General features: G+C 56.2%; 16 protein-coding genes. 11 read left to right on the plus strand and 5 right to left on the minus strand.

Translation table 11 applies throughout. The annotated features are described in order from the left end of the window. Window positions 1-23: 23 nt before the first annotated feature. On the plus strand, window positions 24-488 hold the full coding sequence (locus BN1123_RS10550; protein ID WP_042026901.1) for a hypothetical protein: 465 nt from the start codon (window positions 24-26) through the stop codon (window positions 486-488). Between the two features lie 77 nt (window positions 489-565). Here BN1123_RS10550 and BN1123_RS10555 read toward each other — a convergent pair whose 3' ends face one another. Next, complete coding sequence (locus tag BN1123_RS10555; RefSeq protein WP_197064497.1) at window positions 566-982, minus strand: CBS domain-containing protein; 417 nt, start codon at window positions 980-982, stop codon at window positions 566-568. Window positions 983-1,137: 155 nt separating this feature from the next. On the opposite strand from BN1123_RS10555, the gene BN1123_RS10560 reads away from it, so the two are divergent. Genes BN1123_RS10560 through BN1123_RS10570 form a run of 3 tightly spaced genes read left to right on the plus strand, consistent with a single transcriptional unit; the run spans window position 1,138 to window position 4,350 of the window. After that, window positions 1,138-3,048, plus strand: coding sequence for an ABC transporter ATP-binding protein (locus tag BN1123_RS10560; protein ID WP_042026903.1), 1,911 nt, complete (start codon window positions 1,138-1,140; stop codon window positions 3,046-3,048). Further along, window positions 3,041-3,502 carry a DUF2390 domain-containing protein gene (locus tag BN1123_RS10565; protein WP_042026904.1) on the plus strand — a complete coding sequence of 154 codons (462 nt, stop codon included), beginning with the start codon at window positions 3,041-3,043 and terminating at the stop codon, window positions 3,500-3,502. Before BN1123_RS10560 ends, BN1123_RS10565 begins: the two co-directional genes overlap by 8 nt. Beyond that, on the plus strand, window positions 3,496-4,350 hold the full coding sequence (locus tag BN1123_RS10570) for a 23S rRNA (adenine(2030)-N(6))-methyltransferase RlmJ (RefSeq protein WP_042026905.1): 855 nt from the start codon (window positions 3,496-3,498) through the stop codon (window positions 4,348-4,350). The genes BN1123_RS10565 and BN1123_RS10570 overlap by 7 nt, the downstream gene beginning before the upstream one ends. A 93-nt stretch (window positions 4,351-4,443) precedes the next feature. Here the strand turns inward: BN1123_RS10570 and BN1123_RS10575 are convergent, their stop codons facing one another. After that, the gene (locus BN1123_RS10575; RefSeq protein WP_042027005.1) at window positions 4,444-4,650 is read right to left on the minus strand and encodes a hypothetical protein; all 207 of its coding nucleotides are present in this window, start codon (window positions 4,648-4,650) and stop codon (window positions 4,444-4,446) included. A 182-nt stretch (window positions 4,651-4,832) separates the two neighbouring features. On the opposite strand from BN1123_RS10575, the gene BN1123_RS10580 reads away from it, so the two are divergent. Together BN1123_RS10580 and BN1123_RS10585 are read left to right on the plus strand one after the other, a co-directional pair. Further along, on the plus strand, window positions 4,833-5,195 hold the full coding sequence (locus BN1123_RS10580; protein WP_026456048.1) for a DUF2061 domain-containing protein: 363 nt from the start codon (window positions 4,833-4,835) through the stop codon (window positions 5,193-5,195). A gap of 117 nt (window positions 5,196-5,312) precedes the next feature. Beyond that, window positions 5,313-5,924 carry an MliC family protein gene (locus BN1123_RS10585; protein WP_042026907.1) on the plus strand — a complete coding sequence of 204 codons (612 nt, stop codon included), beginning with the start codon at window positions 5,313-5,315 and terminating at the stop codon, window positions 5,922-5,924. 55 nt (window positions 5,925-5,979) lie between these two features. On the opposite strand, the gene BN1123_RS10590 is transcribed toward BN1123_RS10585, so the two are convergent. After that, entirely contained in the window at window positions 5,980-7,158 is a 1,179-nt protein-coding gene (locus tag BN1123_RS10590; protein ID WP_042026909.1) for an aspartyl protease family protein, read from the minus strand. A 328-nt stretch (window positions 7,159-7,486) separates the two neighbouring features. Here BN1123_RS10590 and BN1123_RS21350 point away from each other — a divergent pair, with 328 nt between their 5' ends. From BN1123_RS21350 to BN1123_RS10610, 5 genes are all read left to right on the plus strand, one after another. Next, window positions 7,487-7,660, plus strand: coding sequence for a hypothetical protein (locus BN1123_RS21350; RefSeq protein ID WP_156130521.1), 174 nt, complete (start codon window positions 7,487-7,489; stop codon window positions 7,658-7,660). A 62-nt stretch (window positions 7,661-7,722) separates the two neighbouring features. Then, a complete protein-coding gene (locus BN1123_RS10595) occupies window positions 7,723-8,283 on the plus strand; it encodes a hypothetical protein (RefSeq protein WP_042026910.1) in 561 nt (186 codons plus the stop codon). A 98-nt stretch (window positions 8,284-8,381) separates the two neighbouring features. Beyond that, window positions 8,382-8,720 (plus strand): hypothetical protein, encoded by a 339-nt coding sequence (locus tag BN1123_RS21355; RefSeq protein WP_156130523.1) that lies wholly within the window; start codon window positions 8,382-8,384, stop codon window positions 8,718-8,720. A 244-nt stretch (window positions 8,721-8,964) separates the two neighbouring features. After that, the gene (locus BN1123_RS21360) at window positions 8,965-9,861 is read left to right on the plus strand and encodes a hypothetical protein (RefSeq protein ID WP_156130525.1); all 897 of its coding nucleotides are present in this window, start codon (window positions 8,965-8,967) and stop codon (window positions 9,859-9,861) included. A 149-nt stretch (window positions 9,862-10,010) separates the two neighbouring features. Next, window positions 10,011-10,556: a hypothetical protein gene (locus BN1123_RS10610; RefSeq protein ID WP_042026915.1), complete on the plus strand. Its 546-nt coding sequence runs from the start codon at window positions 10,011-10,013 to the stop codon at window positions 10,554-10,556. Window positions 10,557-11,338: 782 nt separating this feature from the next. Here the strand turns inward: BN1123_RS10610 and BN1123_RS10615 are convergent. Next, window positions 11,339-13,012 carry a methyl-accepting chemotaxis protein gene (locus tag BN1123_RS10615; protein ID WP_042026916.1) on the minus strand — a complete coding sequence of 558 codons (1,674 nt, stop codon included), beginning with the start codon at window positions 13,010-13,012 and terminating at the stop codon, window positions 11,339-11,341. Between the two features lie 343 nt (window positions 13,013-13,355). Next, a complete protein-coding gene (gene eno, locus BN1123_RS10620; protein WP_042026918.1) occupies window positions 13,356-14,657 on the minus strand; it encodes a phosphopyruvate hydratase in 1,302 nt (433 codons plus the stop codon). Between the last annotated feature and the right edge of the window lie 83 nt (window positions 14,658-14,740).

A 14,740-nucleotide genomic window follows, 5' to 3' on the forward strand; every position in this document is an offset into this window, starting at 1 on the left:
TCCATGCGCTCAAAGGAGAGTCCATGCACCCGTTTCGCGCCCCGCTCTTGCTTATCACCCTGCTGCTGGGAGGCTGCGCCTCACCCGCCCATCAACAACTGGGGGCGGCGCTGGACGGGCTGGAGGGGGAGCTGAACCGGCTGGAAGAGGAGCTGGCGGCCATGAACGGCCTCCATTACCAGAAGGCGATCGATGCCCCCCTGAGCCTGCGCCGCTACCTGAACGCCCCCCGCCCCACGGCCGAGGGGCTGATCCCGATCCGCAGCCAGTTGCAGGATGGCCCCCTCCTTCACTACGACTACCGCTTGCCTGTGGGCATGACGAGCCTGCCGCTGGACACCCCCTGCCTGCGCTACGAATTCGAGCTGCGCCATCTGGGCAGACTGGGCAAGCTGGCGCTGCACTGGCAGGATGTCCAGGGTCAGCAGAGCCGCCTCATTCGCCAGGAGGAGTGCCCCTTCTCTCCCAAGGGGCCCGGTCTGCTCTGAGGCCCACCGGCCAGTCCACCAAACCCAAAAACAAAAAGAGCTGCCCCTGGCAGCTCTTTGTGGATCATGGCCCACATTTAGCCGAGGCCGTCATGGTCGAGGACGGTTTTCAAGAAATCCTTCCAGCTGATGATGCCCACCAGGGCGCCGTTTTCCAGCACCGGCAGGCAGGAGACATTCTTCTCCAGCATCAGCTTGATGCCGTCCCGCAGCGGCAGGTTGGGGGCGATGGTGACCAGCTGGCGACTCATGATCTGGTGGGCACGGCGGTTGAGGGTCTCGGTGTCGCGGCTCATCTCGGCCTCGGAGTCGAGATAGGGGCTGATGGCGCGAAACAGATCCCGATCCGAGATGACGCCGACCAACTCCTCCTCCTCCAGCACCAGCAGATGGCGAAAGTGAGCCTGCTCGAAGATATCCTTGATGACCCCGAGCCTGTCATCCATGGAGACGGTGGCGACCCGGGTCGTCATGATGTCCCTGATATGCAGCATGCTAGCCTCCACCATCCTGATTGATAGTTCTGTTATGACATGTTTTTGCGGCGCCAGCCAGTAGCAGGCCTGCACCTAAAGTGCAAACCGGCGCCATTTCACGTAAGATCCGCGCCAGTTTTTCTCCTCCATTTTTGAGCAAGCAGATCCCACCCATGATAGTTGCCAGTCAAATCGAACTGATCCGCGGCGGCCGCAAGCTGCTGGACAACGCGTCCGCCACCATACACCCGGGCCACAAGGTGGGCCTGGTGGGCAAGAACGGCTGTGGCAAGTCCACCTTTTTTGCACTGGTACGGGGGGAGCTGGCCATCGACAGCGGCACCTTCAGCCTGCCCGCCGGCTGGCAAATTGCCGGGGTCGCCCAGGAGACCCCGGCGCTGGAGTGCTCGGCCCTCGATTATGTGATCGACGGTGACAGGGAGTTTCGCGCACTGGAAGCCGAGCTCGCCCAGGCCGAGCAGGATGACAACGGCCTGCTGGTGGCCGAGCTGCACAGCAAGCTCGACACCATAGGCGCTTACAGCATTCGCGCTCGCGCAGCCGAGCTGCTGCACGGTCTCGGCTTTGGCGACGAGCAGCTTGCCTCGCCGGTGCGCAGCTTCTCCGGTGGCTGGCGCATGCGTCTCAACCTCGCCCAGGCGTTGCTGTGCCGCTCCGATCTGCTGCTGCTCGATGAACCGACCAACCACCTGGATTTGGACGCCGTCATCTGGCTGGAGAAGTGGCTCAAGGGTTATCAGGGCACCCTGGTGCTCATCTCGCACGACCGCGACTTCCTCGACTCGGTCGTGGGCCGCATCATCCATATCGAGAACGGCAAACTCAACGAATACACAGGCGGCTACTCCGACTTCGAACTGCAACGCGCCGAGCACCTGGCCCAGCAGCAGTCCATGTACGAGAAGCAGCAGCGGGAGATGGCCCACATGCAATCCTATGTGGACCGCTTCCGCTACAAGGCCTCCAAAGCCCGTCAGGCCCAGAGCCGCCTCAAGGCCATGGAGCGGATGGAGAAAATCCTGCCCGCCCACGCCGACTCCGAATTCAGCTTCGAGTTTCGCGAGCCCTCGGCCCTGCCGACCCCGCTGATTGCCATGGAAAACCTCAGCGCCGGTTACGGCGACAAGGTGATCCTGGAGAAGATCAAGCTCAACCTGGTACCGGGCTCGCGCATCGGCCTCTTGGGTCGCAACGGCGCGGGCAAGTCCACCTTTATCAAGATGCTGGCCGGCTCCAACCCGCCGCTCTCCGGCAAGCTGGAAGTGAGCGCCGGGGTCAGCATCGGCTACTTCGCCCAGCATCAGCTGGAGACCCTGCGTCTGAACGACAGCCCCCTCGATCATCTGGTGCGCCTGGCGCCTGACAAGACAGAGCAGGAGCTTCGCAACTATCTGGGCAGCTTCGGCTTTCACGGCGACAAGGCGCTCGACAAGGTGGCCCCCTTCTCCGGTGGCGAGAAGGCGCGACTGGTGCTGGCCCTCATCACCTGGCAAAAGCCCAACCTCTTGCTGCTGGATGAACCGACCAACCACCTGGATCTGGAGATGCGCCACGCCCTGACCATGGCGCTGCAAGGATTCGAGGGGGCCATGGTGGTGGTCTCTCACGACCGTCACCTGCTGCGCACCACCACCGACGACTTCTATCTGGTGCACGGCGGCCGGGTCGAGCCGTTCGACGGCGATCTCGACGACTACCACAAGTGGCTCGGCGAGCAGGAGAAAGAGGCCAACGCCAAGCCGGCTGATGCCCCCGCAGCCGCCAACTCGGCGGTGGCGCGCAAGGATCAGAAGCGCCGCGAGGCGGAGTTCCGGCAAGCGACCCGGCCGCTGCGCCAGAAGCTGGAGAAGCTCGAAACCAGCATGGAGAAGCTGCAAGGGAAACTCGCCGAGATCGAGACCCAGCTGGCCGACCCGGCCATCTATGAAGAGAGCGCCAAGGGCAAGCTGTCCGAGCTGCTCAAGTCCCAGGGCCCCATCAAGGAGGAGCTGGAAAACGTCGAGCTGGAGTGGATGAGCCTCTCCGAGGAGCTGGAAACCATGGAGCAAGCCTTCCTTGCGTAATCTGTCACTGGTGGCGAACGACGCGGTCGCCGAACACGAACTGCCGGGCCCGCTCGATTTCTGGCACTGGAGTGGCGAGGTCTATGGCGCACGCAGCCAGGACTGGCTCCAGATACAGGAGCTGGGGGGTTGCGTCAATCTGGCGCTCTTGCTGCATCGGCTCGATCAATGCGGGATCCCGGTCGATCTCACCGACCTGCAACCAGCCCTGGTGCAGACCGAGGCGGTGCTGACCCCCTGGCGCGCCCTGCGCAAAAGCGCCAAGGCGCGAGTCGGCGAGCAGGAGTATCAGGCCATGCTGGCCCACGAGCTGGAGCTGGAGCGGCTGCAGCAGGGGGTGCTGCTGCAGACCCTGCGCGAGCTTTCCCTCTACCGGGGCAAGAGCCACAATCTGTTGAACTATCTATCGTTACTGGGTGCCCAGCAGGGCCCCCTCAGAGATCTAATATGCTGAGCTATCGCCACGCCTTTCACGCCGGCAACCATGCCGACGTGCTGAAACACGCCGTCCAGGCCCTGATCATCGAGTCCCTCAAGAAGAAGGAAAAACCCTTCATCGTGCTGGATACCCATGCCGGCGGCGGTCTCTACGACCTGCGCGGCGACTGGTCCCAGAAGAAGGCGGAATATGCCGATGGCATCGGCCGGTTGTGGAACGAGCGGGCCCAGTGGCCGGCCATGGCCCCCTATCTGGACGTCATCGCCGATATGAATATCGATGGCCAGCTGCACTACTACCCGGGTTCCCCCGAGCTGTCGCGCCGCCTCACCCGCGAGCAGGACAAGCTGGCGTTGATGGAGCTGCACAACAACGAGGTGGAGGATCTGCGCGCCAACATGGGGTACGACCCGCGCGTCGCCGTTCACCACCGCGACGGCTTCGAGGGGCTGGTAGCCCTGCTGCCCCCCACCCCGCGCCGCGGCCTGGTGCTGATCGACCCGCCCTATGAGCTCAAGGAAGACTACTTTGCCGTGGTCGATACCCTGAAAAAAGCGCAAAAACGCTGGGCCACCGGCATCTACGCCCTCTGGTATCCCATTCTGGGGGAAGAGGCGGACAAATCCCGCGACATGCTGCGCGCCATCAAGCGCGAAAACTTCGGTAACGTCCTGGTCGCCGAGCTGGAAGTGGCCGGCCAAACCAGCGATTGGGGCATGAATGGCTCAGGGATGCTGATCATCAGCCCCCCCTGGATGCTGGACCAGCAGATTGAAGCCTTCTTGAAACCCTTGTGCGCCAAGCTGGCCCAGGGCGCCGGTGCCCAGTACAAGGTGGAGTGGCTCAACAAGGTGGAAGAGTAACCGCCTGAAAAACAGGAAAACCGACAAGGGCCTGCCATTGCAGGCCCTTTTTATTGGCAGGATCGGCGGGCTGCACGGATGCCATGGCTGTAATCAGGGGCCGGTGGGCCTGTCCAGGTGCAAGACCAGCAACAGCAGGGCCAGCAGACCCAAGGGCGGAAACAGGGAGAGCAGAGCGCAGAGAGTAGCGATCAGGGCGGGGCGCTCGCTTCTGCGACGGGCCAGCCAATAGGCCAGCACACCCACGATGATCATGAGCAACAGTATGCCCTGTCCCAGCAGGGTGGCGTTGATATTCATATGCATGAAAGCTCCTTTTTCATGGCAAAACATCACTTTAGCGCGGCAACAGTTCAAGGCAAGCCCCAGTCTGGCAACAAGACATTTGATAGGCATTCCCTATTCAACCATTAGATGAGAATAGTTTTCATTTGATGGCATTCCGGGTGATACTGCCAATATCACCAGAGGGAGCCGCCATCATGAAAAAGACCATTAGCTTTGCCGCCCTGCACTTCACCGTTGCCTTTACCCTGGCCTATCTGCTGACCGGCGAGCTGCTGACCGCCAGCCTGATCGCCCTCATCGAACCCGCCGTCAACACGGTCGCTTTCTACTTTCACGATGTCGCCTGGCACAAGTTCAAGCCCAGTCACAGCCTGCAGGCCAAGACCAGCAGCTTCGCCCTGGTGCACTTCTCCGTGGCCTTCGGCGTCGCCTTCCTGCTGAGCGGCGAACTGCTCACCGGCGGCGTGATGGCGATGATCGAACCCACCATCAACACAGTCGTCTTCTTCTTCCACGAGCGGCTGTGGCGCGCCCGCCAGCAGCTGGTGCTGGCCTGAACCCTGGCTCCGGGCTTTACGCGCCAACCCGTGCCGCCAGCGCCCAAAAAGCGCTCGGCGGCATGAGGGCTTTTGTGTTTTAGTGAAGCGATATCTCTCTTTTCAGGAACCGCTTCGATGATCTCGCTCAAGACTCTGCTGCTTGCCCCCCTGGCACTCTTTCCCCTGCTGGCCAGTGCCGCAACCCCCTCGTTCGATTGTCACAAGGCCTCCGGGGCGGTCGAGACGCTTATCTGCAAGGATGCGAAACTGACGGCGCTGGACAATGAACTGGCCGACCTCTATCACAAGGCGATCGCCCAGCTCTCCCCCGAGCAGCGCAAGACGGAGCAGGCGACGCAGCGTGGCTGGATCAAGGGGCGCAACGAGTGCTGGAAGGGGCAGGATCTGCGCCAGTGCGTCGAGGATAACTACAAGCTGCGGATCGCCGAGCTGCAGGTCACCGGTGGCCAGCTGATGGTCACGGCTCCCGTCTTCTACCGCTGCGGCGACCAGCTCATGCTGGAGACCTATTTCTATCAGGATGCCAAGGTGCCGGTGGCCGTCCTCAACCTGAGTGAAGGCAATCGCCCGCCACTGCAGACCATCGCCTATCAGGAACCCAGCGCCAGCGGCGCCCGCTATGAGGGGCAGAATATCAGCCTGTTTACCAAGGGGAACGAGGCCAGGCTGGAGCGTTTCGGCCAGCCGGCGCTCGCCTGCAGGGTGAGCACGGCGCAAGGCAAATAACGCGCTATGGGGGCCGGCCACCGTTTCGCCCTGACGGTGCCGGCCCTGTTATGTGCTAGATGGCGATATCCAGCGCCTTGCCTTCCCGCACCACCCGCACCTTGAGCGAACCCGCCTTGCTCTGGTTCAGCAGATCCCGCACCCTGTCTATCTGTAGCGGGTGATAGGGCACGCCGTTGATCTGCTCGATGACGTCGCCATTTTTCAGGCCAAACGGCGCCAGATCCCGCTCGTCGTTGTAGTAGACCTGCAGATGCTGACCGTCGAAGCGCACCGCAATCTGGCGCAGGTTTGGCTGCACCTGCTGCGCCAGCGTCTCTGCGTCATAGCAGAACATCATGCGCCCCGGGATGATGGCAAAGCGCTTGAAGCGACTCACAAAGTCCATGCCGAGGGCGTACTTGTCATTGTCATTCTCCGACACCCGCAGCTGACCGAGGGGGCGGCCGTCAAAATGTAGGCCGGTGATAACATGATCGCCCAGGTCCTGCATGCCGCTCGCATCGACCCCCTTCATCGGCGTCGAACCATCCTTCAACAGCGCCTGTTGCTCGGCCATATGGCCGATAAAGCTGCGATCGACATAGCTCTGATCGGCCCCGGTATCGAGGAGCATTCGCAGGCTGCCCTCGCCCTGGGTCAGGTAGAGCGCCGGTGAACGGTTGTAACTGTCGTCATAACCGATGCAGCGCTCGAAGCCGGCCGCCGAGGGGGCCGACGACCAGGCGCTGATCTGGTGCAGCTCCTGATCAAACACCCAGTTGAAGCGACGTATGACCTCTATCCCGAGCACCCCGTCGATGCGCGTGCCAAGGGATTGGGAGATGAGCGAAAAATCCATGGTGCCCCACAGATCACTGTCATCGATCGTGACCGAGCCAACCGACAAGGGCACCGGCTGCACAAACCCGAAATGTTCACTTTCAATCTGGCCCGAGACGCTGACCATATTGGCAAAATCGGCCTGGTAGGCACGGGGCAACTGACTCAGGGAGAGTGTCTTGAAGCGGCTGGCAATGCGGCGATCGAGCACGGTGATGCTGGCGCCGGTATCGAGCAGAAACTGGTACTGCTCACCGGCGATGGTGACAGGCACTATGGGGCTACGCTCGTAAGAGACGGCCAGCACGGGCTGGGACTTGCTTGCTGCATGGGCGCTATCCGGGGTACTGCAACCCTGGGTGCCAAACAGGGTCAAGATGGCGAGCGCCACTGCTTTTCGCTGCAATGTCATAAGACTCCTTTGCGACAGATAATGTGTCTGCGCCTCCCCCAACTACAGCACCAAACACAAACTATCCTGTTGATTTATATGTAAATAAACCAGGTTTTACGGGGCAGTCGACAATAACAAAGTGTTTTATGCCGACTCAAGCTGATTATGACCCCTCACCATCCAGGGATCTGGCAAGCTCATCCCCCGAGTCCCCACCCCGCCATCGTTCACCTCACCCTATCGATTAATTTATTGATCCAGCTTAAGGATCCCTCGCCCCCCCCTTTCTCTTCTTGTCACGCCAGTTAATATACCCGTTTGGCAACAGCCCCGGTGGAGTCACCCCATGAGCCACGCCACTCCTCACACGGGTAAAAAGCAGCAGACTGGGGGCTGGAACTCAGGGGCGGTAGCCTTGCCGGCGCCTGCCATGGCCAACGTCACACTGCTTTTCTATACAGTCGTAATGGTTGCGCAAAAAGAAGAGGTCAAGCGAATACGTTCAACTTCAGAGGAGTAAAGGTAAGTGATTGATTTAAAATATTATTTTTCGCATCCCATATCAGACAGGTGCGGAGTTAGATGGAAGTCGGTATTAATGTATTAAGTACCGCCTTCCATCTAATCACTGTTAGGGATTTTCACGTGCGTAAACTATTCACCATGTTAATCGCCACACTTGGCTTCGCTGCTCAAGCCACCGAGGCAGTTATCCAAATGCAGGAGCAGTTTGGGCCATCTGGTGCCTTCTCAATAATGGTCCCCAGTACTTGGGCTATCGGAGCAGGTGAGAATTTTTCTGCCACCGCTCCAGAAAATGGCCCATCACTCACCGGTACTGCATATCGCATTGAGCACCACCCTCCTTTAGCTGAGTTTGCCAATGCTCGCTACCAAGGTGTCTTGAACATGGGAATTTACACTCAGGTTGGGGAAGAGCGTCATCTTACAAGTGGGGAAGGCGTCGTTCGCGAGTACCAAGGAGTCTGGCCCGGAGACAAATTTGTTACGTATTACGTGGTCGCCTGCAAGAACGCTGAAGAAATATATGCATGCGTAGCATTAGTTACCACAGAGGCAGATTACAACGCGAACCGTGCTTTCTATGAAAAAATGCTTTCAACATTCAAGGTTCATCCCTAACAACTGGTTCAAATCGTTCGCTTCACTCACTGGGACGGGCTAAAGCCCGCCCCTTAACCAAACGTTAGGCAAATAAAATTTGCAAGCTGAATATAGTTATGAAAATCAGAACATTAATTATTTTTTCCATTGTGTTGATAAGTGTTCCGCAATTCTCTTATTCACAATCTTCCGATATCCCTAATTTTATAGCACATGAAAGTTATTCAAGTATTCGAGAGAAAATGATAAAAGCTGGCTGGAAGCCTTATGTAAGCAACGATGCAGACACTTGTTTTAAAGGTGACTCGCGTTGTGAAGGTAGACCTGAAATGTTGGCTTGTGCAGGAACAGGAATGGCGAACTGTAAATTCGTGTGGGAAAAACAAGAAAATATAATAGCAATATGTACTGTTGGCGAAGATGCAAAATTTCAAGGTATATGTTCTTATCCATAACCCCAAAAAATTCAATAAAATATGCCTAACAAACACCTCAAGAGGGACAGTCAACGCATGGCGTTTCCAGTCCCATTGAGCCGCGGTGGTTATGGCTGTTGTGATTGAGTTTTGTGGTAATGCGTTGTCAGCCACTTAGGCTGGCGTTAGTATTTTCTTCAGACATCATCAAAAACGAAACACTTTCATATGACTCAAGGTTTATTTATGTTACCTTTTGATTATATGTGATTAAGGAGTCAACATGAGAGTATTCAAGGTAAAAAAGGGCGTAGTTCAATACATTAAAGTAAGTGAGAACAATTTTATCGAAGCAACGAAGCGTAAGGCCCCATTTTATCAAACAGTAAATGGTGAAAAGAAGCACTATGCCCTTTGCCCCGCTTGTGAAAACCCAGTAATCCTTATTCATCTTCATGTTGATGATCAGTTTGTTGACGAAAACAAACGAACTGTCTCAATGCATGCCAGACACGTAAAAAGAAGTATTCCCGACCTTGCAGATTATGATCAAGATGCATATGAGCAATGTCGCTACGCAAACCCTAGTTCTTCTACCAGCAAAGTACAACGAGGTGAAGGGACTGCGTCAGCCAATGAATTACTCGAGCTTGTTAAATCATACCCAGACTTGATCGATACGGCTATAAGAAAAAGCATTGGCTTGAAAGCGACTGAGGGCTTGTTTGTCAATATGGTTACCAATTTCAAAGAAGAAAAAGGTCATCTTTATCGCTATGTTACTAAAGAAAATTTACCTTATGCTTTCGCATATATGGCTGATAGTCAGAACCTTTTTTATGCCAGCTTTGATACAACCTACCCATCAGGGCGAGAATTACTGGAATTGTTCAATGAAAATTCCAAATGGTGTAGAGCTTATCAGTATGGGCGGATCGATCGTCAAAAAGAAGTGAAGGACAAAAGGCAGTTTGTTGACCTCACGTTTCATTTTACAGATTTCGATGTATTCGAAGTTGATGATGAAAAATATCAGCGTTTCTACTTGGTTATTACGGAAGTTTTAGGTGATGAAACTCATGAAATTTTGAAGAAGGAAATTATTTTTGATGACTACTATTTCATGAATGCAGTTAATCGCAGAGTTAACTATCAATCGCTTGTACGTACAGTGTATTAAAATACTAACAAAGCGTTTAAGAGGGATTCATGCCGTGTGACATTTTTGGCATGCGGTGAGTCTGGAGGTGAAAGAGATTTCCGGAAAGCTGGTTTATGCGGCATTCATCCCTTAACGCGGCGTTAACTTACAAAAAGTGGTAATTTCGAATGAAAGAAATTTTAGACAATACTGGGATAATATTAGGTTCAGGCATATTCGGTTCACTTATTACTCTGTTGTTTACTCGTTATGATAAAGATAAGAGCATTATCATTCAGAATGTCACTCAAGAACGTCAAAAATGGCGTGAGAAAATCAGAGAATTAGTTATTGAGATAAACAAAAATAGTATAGATGGAAATTGGCAGAAGGTTACTGAGGCAAGAGCTCAGCTTCAGGTTTTGATTAATCCTTATGATGAAAATGATAAAGATGTTATTTATCGACTGATCAGCTTGGAAGCCAATCAGGAAATTTCTGCTTTACGAGAAATCAATGATAGTATCTCAAGGTTACTTAAACATGACTGGGAAAGGGTTAAGAAAGAAACAACCTTCTTTATCACTGCCAAGGGACTTATGCTAGCAGCAGTTACGCTAGGGCTCATAGGATTTATTCTTACGCTGACTGGTTATGACGTTAGTGAGATGACTCTCGTAGAGATGTTGTTTTTTGTAGCGTTTTTTTATCTATACCGATATTGTATCAACTAACTCTAAGCGGGCTCTTGTGGCTATTAAGTTTAACTAAATTTGGTGCAAAATCTGCGTCTCTGATTTACTGGTTAATGGACAAACCTTACAGATACCCAATGAAAGACAAAAAAATCCAACATGAAGTCATCACTAAGAGTAGTGGAGATAATGCGGTTAGTTACAGTGTAGTAATCAGAAAGGTAAGTTAACAAACCGTTCAAAAGTAATTCGCAATGCGTGGCATGTTTGATATGCGTTGCTTTTAGTGATTAAGGTGGTATGCGGCGACTTCGGTATTGCATTGCTCACACCTTAACAGGGCGTTAGACAAGTGATGAACCTATGAATGATTTTTCATAAAGACTCGATAAAACAAAGAAATTAGGCCCCCCCCCACATTATGAGCACCGCATAGCGAATCTTTTCCATCAGATGAAGATGGGCACGGTATTACGACCCACTGCAAGCCGCCGGGGCGAGCTGAGTGGGTCAGTAGCGCCGTGATGGTCGCCACAGGGGCGAGAGGTCAGCCAGCTTCTCCCCGCTCAACGGGCGAGCGCCCCTCCATCACAGAAGAACCCCACCCCCAACCCTCCCCTTGACAGGGGAGGGAGTCACTCTGCGACAACACAGCCTCCAACACCCCGGTGCAATGCGCTGCGCTTATTGCACCCTACCCCACAATACCCCGTTACCCACCACCCCACTCCCGCAGGGCGGGCGACATCCCGGTAGCACCAAGCCGCCAGGCTTGCTCTCCTGGCAATAGCAAAGGAGCCCGACCGGGCTCCTTTTTCGTTCTATATCTGGAATCGCTCCACCAACCGATGCAGGGTACGGCCCGAGTCGGCCAGCTCCGCGCAGGTATGGCGGGTGGCATCGGCCCCCTCGCTCAGCTCGGCCACGATCTGCTGGATCGCCACCAGATTGCGGTTGATCTCCTCGGTCACCGCGTGCTGCTGCTCGGCGGCGCTGGCGATCTGCAGGTTCATGTCGTTGATGGTGGTGATGGCGCTGCTCATCTCGTCGAGGTTGGTCACCAGAGCGCCGGTCTCGGCCAGGGTATTGCTGTGGCGGGCCTGGCTCTCGCTCATCAGGGAGCCGGCGGTAGTCACCATCTGCTGCAGCCGCTGCAGCATGGTGCCGATCTCGACCGTGCTCTGCTGGGTGCGGGAGGCAAGCTGGCGCACCTCGTCGGCCACCACGGCAAAGCCGCGCCCCTGCTCGCCGGCCCGGGCTGCCTCGATGGCGGCATTGAGCGCCAGCAGGTTGGTCTGATCGGCAATCCCCGAGATAACCCCCACCACGTTCTGGATCTGATCCGTCTCCCGGGTCAGGGTGCCTATCTGTTCGTGGATGGCATTAAGGTCGGTGATCAGGGTGTCGATGCCATCCATGGCGCGGGTGATCACCACCCGGGTCTGGCGCGACAGGTTGTCGGCACTGCCGGTGGCGGCGGCCGCATCGCCGGCGTTGCCCGCCACGCTGTGGGCGGTGGAGCTCATCTCTGTCATGGCGGCCACCACCTGCTCCGTCTCCCTGTGATGGGAACCCATGCGAGAGAGATAGTCGCCGGACTGGCGCTGCAGGGTCTCAACCGACTGGTAGACCCGATCCGAGGCCGATGTCACCTGCTCTACCAGATGGTGGATCTTCTCGATAAATCCGTTGAAGCTGCGGGCGAGATCGCCAAGCTCATCCCCCTGCTCCAGCTTGAGGCGGCGGGTGAGATCCCCCTCGCCGTGGGCGAGATCGTGAAAACTCTCCACCAGGGTCTGGATCGGTCGGGTGATGGAGCGCGACACCCAGAGGCCGCCAACGATGGCGAGCAGGGTCAGCAACAGCGAGGTGAGCAGGGTATCGCGCATGGTGATGGCCAGTTCGGCCTCCCCTTCCTCACGGGACCTGGCCACCGCATCGTCGATGTCGTCGATATAGAAACCGGTGCCCAGCACCCAGCCCCACTGGGGCAGCAGCACGGCATAGCCGAGCTTGGGTTGCTCGCTCCCCTTGGAGGGCTTGTCCCAGATAAAGCGCGAATAGCCGTCGCCACTCTCGGCCGCCTTGATGATATCGAGGATCACCTTGTTGCCTTCGCTGTCGGTCATGCCGGAGAGATCCTTGCCCTCCAGCGCCTGCTTGATGCCATGGGCGATGTTGATCCCCCTGGTGTCGTAGACGTAGAAGTAGCCATCCTCGTCATAGCGCAGGGTGCGCAGTATGCCCTTGGCCTGCTCGCGGGCCTCGGGGCTGTCCTGGCTGAGCAGATGGGCGATGGCGGTTCTGGCCATCAGCACGTGTTCGGCCAGTGCCACCTTCTTCTGCTCGAGGGCGCTGGCGCGGTAACGATCGAGCTGCTCCGTCAGGGACTGCTGTGCGCGCCACCAGATCCCGACATTGAGCAGCAGGGCCATCATCAGAATGGGGACTATGGCCAGGGTCAGGGTCTTGCCCCTGATGGAGAGGTGTTTCATCTGCGTAGACATCCTTTGTGCAAGCGTTTGCCGGATATCATAAAAGACTTATTTATCAGTGACTGTTAACAAGATCATGGCTTTGGCCGCTGGCCCCTTTTCAAACCCGCAGCAAGCTCGAAACGCACTATCCCCCAGCACCCCATACGCCTTTTGGCAAGGGCAGCCCGTTATCGCCACACTTCAATGTGCCCTGCCCTACTCTTGCCTTCCTGCATAAGGGCCAGGCAGACGTTCCGTAATCGACACAGGTGGCTGGCCGGCGCAATCTGCAGACGAAAAAAAACCGGAACCCAAGGGTTCCGGTTTTTCTCACACCAGCCGAGGCTGGTTAACCAGCAAATCAAGCCTGGTTTTTAACTTCTTTCAGACCGCGGAACGGAGCCTTCTCACCCAGCGCTTCTTCGATACGGATCAGCTGGTTGTACTTGGCAACACGGTCAGAACGGCTCATGGAACCGGTCTTGATCTGGCCAGCAGCGGTACCAACAGCCAGGTCGGCGATGGTCGCGTCTTCGGTCTCACCGGAGCGGTGGGAGATGACGGCGGTGTAGCCAGCGTCTTTGGCCATCTTGATGGCAGCCAGAGTTTCGGTCAGGGAACCGATCTGGTTGAACTTGATCAGGATGGAGTTGGCGATGCCGTTGTCGATACCGCGCTTCAGGATCTTGGTGTTGGTTACGAACAGGTCGTCACCCACGATCTGGATTTTCTTGCCCAGTTTCTGGGTCTGGTAGGCGAAGCCTTCCCAGTCAGATTCGTCCAGGCCATCTTCGATGGAGACGATCGGGAACTTGGCAGTCAGCTCTTCCAGGAAGTCGGAGAAACCGTTGGAGGTGAAGACACGGCCTTCGCCTTTCAGGTTGTACTCTTTCTTCTCTGCGTCGTAGAACTCGGAAGCAGCGCAGTCCATGGCCAGGGTCACGTCGGTGCCCAGCTTGTAACCGGCAGCAGCAACGGCTTCGGCGATCACTTCCAGCGCTTCGGCGTTGGATTTCAGGTTAGGAGCGAAACCACCTTCGTCACCAACGGCAGTGTTGTAACCCTTGGCCTTCAGTACTTTGGCCAGGTTGTGGAACACTTCGGCGCCCATGCGAACGGCTTCTTTCAGGGTCTTGGCGCCAACCGGCTGGATCATGAACTCCTGGATGTCGACGTTGTTGTCGGCGTGCTCACCACCGTTGATGATGTTCATCATGGGCAGCGGCATGGAGTAAACACCCGGGGTGCCGTTCAGCTCGGCGATGTGGGCGTACAGCGGCAGGCCTTTGGCAGCAGCAGCAGCCTTGGCGTTGGCCAGGGAAACAGCCAGGATGGCGTTGGCGCCGAACTTGGATTTGTTCTCGGTACCGTCGAGGTCGATCATGATCTGGTCGACAGTGGCCTGGTCCTTGGCATCTTTACCCAGCAGAGCTTGAGCGATCGGGCCGTTTACGGCTTCGATTGCTTTCAGCACGCCTTTACCCAGGAAACGGCTCTTGTCGCCGTCACGCAGTTCCAGCGCTTCGCGGGAACCGGTGGACGCGCCAGACGGAGCGGCTGCCATACCAACAAAACCACCTTCCAGGTGAACTTCGGCCTCAACGGTCGGGTTACCACGGGAGTCGATGATTTCACGACCGATCACTTTAACGATCTTGGACATGTGTATTTCCTCAGGTTTCGTAAAAAAACAACAAAAATATGCCAAAAAAAGCGGCTGTGGCACAGTGCCCCAACCGCATTTAT

It is taken from the genome of Aeromonas enteropelogenes, assembly GCF_000819845.1.
Taxonomy (GTDB): domain Bacteria; phylum Pseudomonadota; class Gammaproteobacteria; order Enterobacterales; family Aeromonadaceae; genus Aeromonas; species Aeromonas enteropelogenes.

Bases quoted from the DNA above. Each gene is read 5' to 3' on its own strand.
- BN1123_RS10550 (WP_042026901.1), top strand. From the start codon at position 24: ATGCACCCGTTTCGCGCCCCGCTCTTGCTTATCACCCTGCTGCTGGGA.
- BN1123_RS10555 (WP_197064497.1), bottom strand. From the start codon at position 982: ATGCTGCATATCAGGGACATCATGACGACCCGGGTCGCCACCGTCTCC.
- BN1123_RS10560 (WP_042026903.1), top strand. From the start codon at position 1,138: ATGATAGTTGCCAGTCAAATCGAACTGATCCGCGGCGGCCGCAAGCTG.
- BN1123_RS10570 (WP_042026905.1), top strand. From the start codon at position 3,496: ATGCTGAGCTATCGCCACGCCTTTCACGCCGGCAACCATGCCGACGTG.
- BN1123_RS10575 (WP_042027005.1), bottom strand. From the start codon at position 4,650: ATGAATATCAACGCCACCCTGCTGGGACAGGGCATACTGTTGCTCATG.
- BN1123_RS10580 (WP_026456048.1), top strand. From the start codon at position 4,833: ATGAAAAAGACCATTAGCTTTGCCGCCCTGCACTTCACCGTTGCCTTT.
- BN1123_RS10585 (WP_042026907.1), top strand. From the start codon at position 5,313: ATGATCTCGCTCAAGACTCTGCTGCTTGCCCCCCTGGCACTCTTTCCC.
- BN1123_RS10590 (WP_042026909.1), bottom strand. From the start codon at position 7,158: ATGACATTGCAGCGAAAAGCAGTGGCGCTCGCCATCTTGACCCTGTTT.
- BN1123_RS21350 (WP_156130521.1), top strand. From the start codon at position 7,487: ATGAGCCACGCCACTCCTCACACGGGTAAAAAGCAGCAGACTGGGGGC.
- BN1123_RS10595 (WP_042026910.1), top strand. From the start codon at position 7,723: ATGGAAGTCGGTATTAATGTATTAAGTACCGCCTTCCATCTAATCACT.
- BN1123_RS21355 (WP_156130523.1), top strand. From the start codon at position 8,382: ATGAAAATCAGAACATTAATTATTTTTTCCATTGTGTTGATAAGTGTT.
- BN1123_RS21360 (WP_156130525.1), top strand. From the start codon at position 8,965: ATGAGAGTATTCAAGGTAAAAAAGGGCGTAGTTCAATACATTAAAGTA.
- BN1123_RS10610 (WP_042026915.1), top strand. From the start codon at position 10,011: ATGAAAGAAATTTTAGACAATACTGGGATAATATTAGGTTCAGGCATA.
- BN1123_RS10615 (WP_042026916.1), bottom strand. From the start codon at position 13,012: ATGAAACACCTCTCCATCAGGGGCAAGACCCTGACCCTGGCCATAGTC.
- eno (WP_042026918.1), bottom strand. From the start codon at position 14,657: ATGTCCAAGATCGTTAAAGTGATCGGTCGTGAAATCATCGACTCCCGT.